Below are 9058 nucleotides of genomic sequence, written 5' to 3'. Positions count from 1 at the left end.
CCGCGCACCCGCGCGCGGGGCGGGCGGCCGTTTCGTGTCGGCCGTCAACTATAGTTACGCGCAACGGGCGTCAACTATAGTTACGCCCGATGACAGGGAGCGGCACGCAGTGGCGGAATCAGAAGACAGACCCGATGCACCGGACGCACCTCGACCGACCGCGGTCGCGGTTCCCGGGCCCGGTGCCTCCTTCAGTGACCGCCTCAACTTCCTGTTCGACCGGGTGCGGCCGCCCGGGGCGGAGGAGTACTCCAACGCGCACGTGGCCCGCACCATCTCGTCGTACGGCGGGGACAGCTACACGCGCTCCCACATCAGTTATCTGCGCGCGGGCAAGCGGACGCCGACCATCACCATGGTGCCCCTCCTCGCCCGGTTCTTCGGCGTCGAGGCCGCCTACTTCGTCGAGGACGAGGTCACGCGGAAGATCGCGACCCAGTTCGAGATCCTGCGCAAGCTGAAGGAGAACGGAGTCGAGCAGATCGCCCTGCGGGCGATGGGCGTGTCCGCCGCCGGCCAGCGCAAGGTCCTGGCGGCCCTCGAAGCCGTACGGAAAGAGGAAGGTCTGCCCGCCGACCCCGAAAGGGACCTGCCGTGAGCGGTGTACGGCGTCTCGAAGAGGAGAGGAAGCACCATGTGGCTCAGCCGTCGTAACCGCGGATCCGACCGCGAGGCCGACGAAGTCGAGCGCCGCAACCGGGAGTTCGTGGACGGCCTCGGCCTTCCCGCGGTCGACAGCGTCCTGGACCTCGTGCCGTTCATGGAGGAGCGCTTCGACCGGTCGATCCGGCTCATGCCGTTCGCCTCGGATCCGGCCGATGCCGACTCCCTGGACGCTTCCGCCCCCTGCGGCCTGTGGCTCGCCACGGGCGACACGGACTACGTGTTCTACGACACCGCGATCAGCCGCGCGCACGCCGAGATCATCGTCGGGCACGAATTCGGGCACATGCTCAAGCGCCACCGGGGCAATGCCCCTTTGGAGGCGGCCAACCTCGGCGGTCTGATCACCGACATCGACCCCGCCACGGTTCAGCTCGTCCTCGGCCGGACCCGCTACAACGAGCCGGAGGAGTTCGAAGCCGAGCTGCTCGGATCCCTCCTGCAGGAGCGTCTGAGCGCGTCCCGGGCCTGCGACTCCCGGGAAGCCGACCCCATAGCCCGCACGCTCCTGCGCTGAGCGAATACCGAATCGGGACCCGTGAAAGACATACTTCACCCCCTGTGCCTGGCCATCGCCGGCACCGGTTTCCTCATCCTCGTGCGCGACCTGGGCAAGAGCCGGCGCGACCGGGCACTGGTCGCCCTGGCCTTCACCTACTGCTTCTCGGCGCTCAGTTACGCCGTCTCCCTCACGTCGGTCTGGGTGCGGGTCGACGGCGTCTTCGGTGTCCCCAACATCGTCGTGCCGATCGCCCAGGGCTGCGTGATCCTCGTCCTCGCGCTCCAGGCCACCGTCCTGGCGTACTGGTCGAAGCCGCTCGGGGAAGCCCGCCGGCGCAGCCGCCTCCTGCTCTGCGCGGCCGCGGCGGTCATCGCCACCATGTCGGTGCTGTTCGCCCTGCTCACCCCCGCCACGACCAGGCCCACCGACTTCTCCCTGTACTACGCGCACGACCCCGTCTTCCAGGCGTACGTGCTGCTGTACTTCGGCACCTACAGCGCCGCCGAGATCTACCTGGCGCGCTCCTGCTGGAAGTACGCGCGCACCGCCACCAACCGGTCGATCGCCTTCAGCCTGCGCCTCGTCACCGTCGGCGCCGTCGTCACCCTCGGCTACAGCGGCATCCGCATCGCCGGCATCATCGGGGCCGAAGCCGGGTTCAGTGTCAGCCGATGGAACGACTTCGCCTGGGCGTGCGGGGACATCGGAGCCACCCTCACCCAGATCGGCTACCTCATCCCGACCGTCGCCCGGCGCACCAACACCGCCCGCGACTGGGCCACCGCACACATCCGCTACCGGCGCCTGGGACAGCTGTGGCACGCCCTCGACCAGGCCGACCCCGGCATCACCCTGCGCCGCCCCGCCCGCCAGCGCCAAGACGTCCTGCGGGGCCGCAGTGCCCTCTTCCCCCTGCTGCGCCGACGCGTCGAGATCCGCCAGGGCCAGAAGCTGATGCGCCGCTACCTCGACCCGACCGCTCGGGAGCGCGCCGAGACCCGCCGCCGGGCCGAAGGCCTCACCGGCGCCGAACTCGCCGCGGCCGTCACCGCCGACCAGATCCACGCCGCCCTGGTCCGGCACGCGGCCGACGAACCCGCCGACACCCCCGCCGAGTACGCCGACGCCGAGCTGTCCCTCCCCACCACGCAGGACGAACTGCTCCACCTCCAGCGCGTCGCCTTGTACTTCACCCCGCCCACGTCCACGTCCGAGAGCCGCGACGCCGCCGAGTCCCGCGGCACCACCTCAGGAGCCCGTTCGTGATCCTCCGCCGCACCCTGCTCGTCGCCTGCACGGCCATCGCCGCAGCGGCGTCCATGGCCACCACGCCCGCGGCCGCGCGCTCCCGCACCGGAGCGGCGAAGCCGCCCCGTACGGACCTGCACCTGGCGCCCGCCCGTGAACAGCTCGCGGCCCTGCGCCGGCGGACGACCACCAGCCGGGCCCTGCTGGAGCAGTACCTCCAGCACATTGCCAAGACCAACCCCGGTGTCAATGCCGTCGTCACCCTCGACGCCGAGGGCGCCCGCGCGGCCGCCGACCGGGCCGACCGCCACCTGGCCGCGACCGGCAAACCGCTGGGCGCGCTGCACGGCCTGCCCATGACCGTGAAGGACGCCCTGGAGACCAAGGGGCTGCGCACCACCTGTGGTTCCCCCGACCTCGCCGAGCACGTCCCCGACCAGGACGCGGACGCCGTCGCGCGCCTGCGTGCGGCCGGCGCCGTGATCGTCGGCAAGACGAACGTCCCGGTCATGTGCCAGGACATCCAGACCTCGAATCCGGTCTTCGGCAAGACGAACAACCCCCACGACCACGCCAGGACCGCGGGCGGATCGTCCGGAGGCCCGGCCGCCGCCGTCGCCGCGGGCCTCACGAGCCTCGAGGTCGGGTCCGACCTCGCCGGCTCGCTGCGCCTGCCGGCCGCCTACTGCGGTGTGTACGCCCTGCGCCCGAGCGGCGGCATCGTGCCCACCCGCGGCCACATCCCCCGGCCGCCCGGCTGGCTCACCAGCTCCGACATGCTCACCCTGGGCCCCGTCGCCAGGAACGCCGAGGACCTCGACGTGCTTCTCGACGTGCTCGCCGCACCGGCCCCGGCCGAGGCCGCCGCCTGGCAGATCAACCTTCCGGCGCCGAAGCGCGGCCGCCTGGCGGACTACCGGGTCGGCGTATGGCAGGACGATGCGTACTGCCACGTGGACCAGGGCACGCGCCGGCTCCTGGAGCAGGTCGCCGAGCTCGTGCGGTCGGCCGGCGCCACCGTCGACGAGGCGACCCGGCCCGTGAACCTCGCCGACAGCGACAAGCTGTTCCAGCGCCTCATGTACGCCACGGCCGGCGCCACCGCGACCGACGCCGGGTTCGCCGACGACATCGCGGCAGCGGACAAGACCCCCGCCGACAGCCCCGGTGGCCTCTTCCTCCACTCGCGCACCATGCGACACAGGGACTGGCTGCGAGCGAACGAGGACCGCGAGAAGCTGCGCGGGCGGTGGGCCGACTACTTCGCGACCCATGACGTCCTGATCACCCCGGCCGCCCCCACCGCGGCGGTCGACGACCAGACGTCCACCCCGGTTCCCGGGAGGTTCATCACGGTCGACGGGGAGAAGCGCCCGTACTTCGACCAGACGGCATGGCTGAACCTGGCCGGGCACGTCAAGCTCCCGGCCCTCGTCATGCCCGCGGGCAAAACCGCCGACGGGCTGCCGCTGGCCATCCAGATCATCGGCCCCTACCTGGCCGACCGCACGGTCATCGACGTGGCCAAGCACCTGGCGCGACGGCTCCCCGAGCCCGTGCGACCGCCCGCGCTCACCGACTGACCGGGCCCCCATGACCGGGCTCGTTCTGCCTCCACGGGGGTGGGGCGGGGCGAGCCCGCACAGCAGAGGGGCCCCAGGCGAACCTGGGGCCCCTCTGCATCTGTGCCAAGACATGAAGAGCCCGGATACCGACGGGGGATGCGGTACCCGGGCCCTGCGATCATCCTAGTCCCCCAAGTCCCGGTGTCGGGCATCAGTACGAAGAGTCAGTACGAACGGTCAGTGCCGGGCTCAGCGGCGGGTCGGCGACGGACCGGGCCGACTGCCGGACGGCCGGAGTGCCACGTTGCATGATCATGCGTAGCAGTGCATACTCTTCCCATGTCTAAGGTTCTTACCTCCCTGCCCGCCGGCGAGCGCGTCGGCATCGCCTTCTCGGGCGGCCTCGACACCTCCGTCGCGGTCGCGTGGATGCGCGACAAGGGTGCCGTCCCGTGCACCTACACCGCCGACATCGGCCAGTACGACGAGCCCGACATCGAGTCGGTACCCGGCCGCGCGTCGGCGTACGGCGCCGAGATCGCGCGCCTCGTCGACTGCCGTGCGGCGCTGGTCGAGGAAGGCCTGGCCGCGCTGACGTGCGGCGCGTTCCACATCCGCTCGGGCGGCCGCTCGTACTTCAACACGACGCCGCTCGGCCGCGCCGTCACCGGCACCCTGCTGGTCCGGGCGATGCTCGAGGACGACGTCCAGATCTGGGGCGACGGCTCGACCTTCAAGGGCAATGACATCGAGCGGTTCTACCGCTACGGCCTGCTCGCCAACCCGCACCTGCGCATCTACAAGCCGTGGCTCGACGCGGACTTCGTCACCGAGCTCGGCGGCCGCAAGGAGATGTCGGAGTGGCTCCTCGCCCACGACCTCCCCTACCGCGACAGCACCGAGAAGGCGTACTCCACCGACGCCAACATCTGGGGCGCCACCCACGAGGCCAAGACCCTGGAACACCTCGACACCGGCGTCGAGACCGTCGACCCGATCATGGGCGTCCGGTTCTGGGACCCCTCGATCGAGATCGCCGCCGAGGACGTGACCATCGGCTTCGACCAGGGCCGGCCGGTGACGATCAACGGCAAGGAGTTCGCCACCCCCGTCGACCTGGTGATGGAGGCCAACGCCATCGGCGGCCGCCACGGCCTGGGCATGTCCGACCAGATCGAGAACCGGGTGATCGAGGCCAAGAGCCGCGGCATCTACGAGGCCCCCGGCATGGCCCTGCTGCACGCCGCGTACGAGCGACTGGTCAACGCGATCCACAACGAGGACACCGTCGCGCAGTACCACAACGAGGGCCGGCGCCTCGGCCGCCTCATGTACGAGGGCCGCTGGCTCGACCCGCAGGCGCTGATGATCCGCGAGTCGCTGCAGCGCTGGGTGGGCGCGGCCGTCACCGGAGAGGTGACCCTGCGGCTGCGGCGCGGCGAGGACTACTCGGTCATGGACACCTCCGGCCCGGCGTTCAGCTACCACCCGGACAAGCTGTCCATGGAGCGCACCGAGAACTCCGCGTTCGGCCCGGTGGACCGCATCGGCCAGCTCACCATGCGCAACCTCGACATCGCCGACTCCCGCGCCAAGCTGGAGCAGTACGCGGCTCTCGGCATCGTCGGCAACACGCACGCCACGCTCATCGGCGCGGCCCAGGCCGCCTCGACGGGGCTGATCGGCGCGATGCCGGAAGGCGGCGCCGAGGTCATCGCCTCCCGCGGCAAGGTCGAGGGCGACGACGACGAGATGCTCGACCGCGCCGCGATGGAGTTCGGCACCGACTGACCGGGCGGCGGCTCCTCGGTCCAGCGGCCCCGCACGAGCACCTGCTCGTCCGGGGCCGCAGGGCTCTGACCTGCACGGCAGCGGGTGATGCGGCCGAATGGCTCACCGCGCGACCGAGATGGCGCGGGCCTAGGCTGGTGAGACGTTGCCCTGATCCTCGGACGACAGGAGGCCGCGCCTTGACGCCCACCCGCATGCGGCTGCGCCGGGCCTGCGTGGCCGTCGCCGCCGCGGGAGTGCTCATCGCCCCGGCCGTCGCGGGCACCGCGTACGGGGCGAGCGCCCCGGCGCGGGCCGCCCCGTACGCCGCCCCCTCCCCGGACACCGGTACGGACTTCCCGCAGCTGACCCCCGCCGTCGCGGCGAAACTGGACGCGGCCGTACGCCAGGTCATGCGCGAGGCGCGGGTGCCGGGCGTGATCGTGGGGCTGTGGGCCCCCGGCAAGGGCAGCTACGTGCGGGCCTTCGGTGTCGCGGACAAGACGACCGGCGCACCCATGGCGACCGATCTCGACATGCGCATCGGCAGCGAGACCAAGACCTTCACGGTCACCGCCCTCCTTCGACTGGTCGACCAGGGCAAGGTCGGCCTGGACGACACCATCGGCACGTACGTCACCGGCGTCCCGAACGGCGACCGCATCACCCTGCGCGAACTGGCCGGTATGCGCAGCGGGCTCTTCAACTACAGCGAAGACGACGCCTTCAACGCCGCGCTCGACACCGGCGCCGAACGCCCCTTCACACCACAGCAGTTGCTCGACTACTCCTTCAAGCACCCGGTGCAGTTCCCGCCGGGGCAGAAGTTCGAGTACTCCAACACCAACCTGATCCTGATCGGCCTGGTACTGGAGAAGATCACCGGCAGGCCGCTCCACGAGGTCATCGAACAGGACGTCCTGAAACCGGCCGGCCTGCACCACACGCTCTTCCCGACCGGCGCGGAGTTCCCCGAACCGCACGCCCACGGCTACACCGACCAGTCGACCTCGGGCAAGATCGTGGACGCGACCGGCTGGAACCCGTCCTGGGGCTGGGCCGCGGGCGCGATCATCTCCGACCTCCAGGACCTGCGCAGCTGGGCACGGACCCTCGCCACCGGCACGCTGCTGACGCCCGCGACGCAGGCCGAGCGCCTGAAGACCACCCCGATCGGCATTCCCGGCGCCGGTTACGGACTGGGCATCTTCGACGTCCAGGGCTGGATCGGCCACAACGGCTCCCTGCCCGGGTACGAGAGCCTGACCGTCTACCTGCCGCAGGCGCAGGCGACCCTGGTCGTCCTCCTCAACACCGACGTCCTGCACGACGGCAAGGAGCCCAGCGCCTTCTTCGGCGAGGCGATCACCACCGTCGTCACCCCCGACCACGTCTACCCCGGCCACCAACCCCCCACCCCGAAGAGCCGATGACTCCGCGGCGGCGTCAGACGCGCCCGAGTGCCTGGTGGTAGCGGCCGCGTGCGCCGAGGCTGAGAGTAATTCGCCTCATAGGCCCGCCGTATACTGCGACACCCCAGTCATTTGAATTCTGAAGGGTAAGTATGGGAATGCGAACGACCGTCGCGTCGGGGCACAGGACGTGGTTGCACCAACGGGCGTCGCTTCCCGCGCTGGGGGCGGCGATTGCCATGTTCTGCATCACCATCTACACCGCGCGACACAGCCCGGGCAACATGATGGACAACACATTCGTCGTGCGTGCCGCCCAGACGTTCGCCGATGGTGGCCCTCCTTACGCCGACAAACGGTTCCTGTACTTCCCCAGCTCCGTTCTCGTCGCCCTGCCGCAGATCTACGTCCCCGCGCGACTGCTGCCCTGGCTCGTACCCGCCATGACGGGGGGCATGGTCATGGGTGGCTGGTTCTTCGCATTGAGGCTGTTCCGGGTGTCGGCCCTGAGTCGGCTGGCGGTGCTCGGTGTGCTGTTCATGTGCTTCCTCAGCCCCTTCCGGAACCTGGTCTTCACCGGGAACTGGACCTCCTACTCGGCCCTCGCGCTGCCGCTCGCGCTGCTGCTGGCCCACCGCTCGCGGTGGATCTGGGCAGGCGTGGTGGTCGGGCTGGCGATCGCGACCAAGCCCATGCTGGTCCCGCTCGCGCTCCTCTTCCTGATCGCCCGCCGGCCGAAGGCCTTCCTGGCCGCTGCGGTGGTTCCGCTCGGCTTCGCCCTGGGCGCGGCGGCGATCATGGCTCAGCCAGGCCTCTTCTTCACCAAGACGCTCCCCTTCATCCTGCACGGCCAGGACGATTTCGCCCGCCCCTACGATGCTTCGCTGGGCACTTTGCTGCCGCGGCTCGGGGTCCCCGGCAGCGTGGCGACGGTGTTCGGAGGGCTGCTCGCGCTCGCGCTGATCGTCGGTGCCTGGCGGCGCTGGAACAAGGGGGGCGACGAGGCCCTGCGCCTGGTCGAAAGCGGCACCATGCTGATGCTCGCCGCGCTGATCGCCAGCAAGCCCTCGTTCGACCACTACCTCTTCATCGTGCTGCCGGTCCTGCTGGCCTCGGTGACCCGTGTGGGCGCCGCGGCGTGTTCGACGTGGATGGGTCTCGTGCTCATCCCGCGGCTCGCCGGTTTCACGTTCTGGAAGTTCGACGTGGTGGTGAACTGGGCGTACTCGGTGGCGGCCGTCAACGTGGTCTTCTCCCTCGTCCTCCTGCACCGGGCCTTCTTCCGCCGGGAGGTGAGCGCGCAGCCGGCGCAGTCGAATGCGGATGCTCCGGCCGCAAACGACCTGGTGCAGGCGGTCTGACGGAGCTCCCACCGCCCGGACGGCGACCAAGGCTCTTCACAGGCCCGGACCCTCATCGGTTCGGGCCTGTGTCGTGCGCAGACCCTGGCGCGAAGGTGCCGGCCCGGGCCGCGGGTGCATGATGAAGGTATGAGCGAGCGCGAGGAATTCCTGGCGTGGGTCAAGAGCGCTCTGTACGAGGCGGAACTCGCGCTGCACAACGGCGACGCGGCTCCGCGCCGGGCGCTGTGGTCACGCAACGAGCCCGTGAGCGTGCTGGGAGCGTGGCGCAACGCCAACGGCCAGGAGGAGCTCGACGCGCTGTTCGCCGCACTCGGGCGGAGCTTCTCCGACTGCACGGCGTACGCCTTCGAGCTGCAGGCGTACGACGTTCTGGGCGACATGGCCTATACGGCCGGGCTGGAGCACACCTCCACCTCCGTCGACGGAAAGCCGCGCACCTACACCTTGCGGGCCACCCAGGTCTACCGCCGCGAGGACGGCGCATGGCGGGTGGCCCACCGTCACGGCGACACCGTGACCGACTGATCCGGTCCT

At 70.5% G+C, this 9058-nt stretch carries 8 protein-coding genes; all 8 read left to right on the top strand.

What is annotated here, in order from left to right:
* The first annotated feature begins 109 nt into the window (after positions 1–109).
* The 8 genes from ACFWBF_RS21075 to ACFWBF_RS21040 all read left to right on the top strand — a co-directional run bounded on the left by ACFWBF_RS21075 (position 110) and on the right by ACFWBF_RS21040 (position 9049).
* Positions 110–598 carry a hypothetical protein gene (locus tag ACFWBF_RS21075; protein WP_385603893.1) on the top strand — a complete coding sequence of 163 codons (489 nt, stop codon included), beginning with the start codon at positions 110–112 and terminating at the stop codon, positions 596–598.
* A gap of 36 nt (positions 599–634) precedes the next feature.
* Positions 635–1180: a hypothetical protein gene (locus tag ACFWBF_RS21070; RefSeq protein WP_385603890.1), complete on the top strand. Its 546-nt coding sequence runs from the start codon at positions 635–637 to the stop codon at positions 1178–1180.
* 21 nt (positions 1181–1201) lie between these two features.
* A complete protein-coding gene (locus ACFWBF_RS21065; protein WP_385603887.1) occupies positions 1202–2431 on the top strand; it encodes an MAB_1171c family putative transporter in 1230 nt (409 codons plus the stop codon).
* A complete protein-coding gene (locus ACFWBF_RS21060) occupies positions 2428–3996 on the top strand; it encodes an amidase (RefSeq protein ID WP_385603885.1) in 1569 nt (522 codons plus the stop codon). The genes ACFWBF_RS21065 and ACFWBF_RS21060 overlap by 4 nt, the downstream gene beginning before the upstream one ends.
* Before the next feature lie 321 nt (positions 3997–4317).
* Positions 4318–5769 carry an argininosuccinate synthase gene (argG, locus tag ACFWBF_RS21055; RefSeq protein WP_385603883.1) on the top strand — a complete coding sequence of 484 codons (1452 nt, stop codon included), beginning with the start codon at positions 4318–4320 and terminating at the stop codon, positions 5767–5769.
* Between the two features lie 179 nt (positions 5770–5948).
* Entirely contained in the window at positions 5949–7181 is a 1233-nt protein-coding gene (locus tag ACFWBF_RS21050; RefSeq protein ID WP_385603879.1) for a serine hydrolase domain-containing protein, read from the top strand.
* A 218-nt stretch (positions 7182–7399) separates the two neighbouring features.
* On the top strand, positions 7400–8521 hold the full coding sequence (locus tag ACFWBF_RS21045; RefSeq protein WP_385603877.1) for a glycosyltransferase family 87 protein: 1122 nt from the start codon (positions 7400–7402) through the stop codon (positions 8519–8521).
* Between the two features lie 129 nt (positions 8522–8650).
* The gene (locus ACFWBF_RS21040) at positions 8651–9049 is read left to right on the top strand and encodes a nuclear transport factor 2 family protein (RefSeq protein ID WP_385603874.1); all 399 of its coding nucleotides are present in this window, start codon (positions 8651–8653) and stop codon (positions 9047–9049) included.
* Positions 9050–9058: the final 9 nt, after the last annotated feature.

This window comes from Streptomyces sp. NPDC060028, assembly GCF_042736725.1.
Taxonomy (GTDB): Bacteria; Actinomycetota; Actinomycetes; order Streptomycetales; family Streptomycetaceae; genus Streptomyces.
Note: the sequence above shows the minus strand (reverse complement) of the source record. Positions and strands in the feature narration are given on the sequence as shown.

What these genes read in the sequence shown, in the direction of transcription:
- ACFWBF_RS21040 (WP_385603874.1), top strand. Translation starts at nt 8,651, where the DNA reads ATGAGCGAGCGCGAGGAATTCCTGGCGTGGGTCAAGAGCGCTCTGTAC.
- ACFWBF_RS21070 (WP_385603890.1), top strand. Translation starts at nt 635, where the DNA reads ATGTGGCTCAGCCGTCGTAACCGCGGATCCGACCGCGAGGCCGACGAA.
- ACFWBF_RS21045 (WP_385603877.1), top strand. Translation starts at nt 7,400, where the DNA reads ATGTTCTGCATCACCATCTACACCGCGCGACACAGCCCGGGCAACATG.
- argG (WP_385603883.1), top strand. Translation starts at nt 4,318, where the DNA reads ATGTCTAAGGTTCTTACCTCCCTGCCCGCCGGCGAGCGCGTCGGCATC.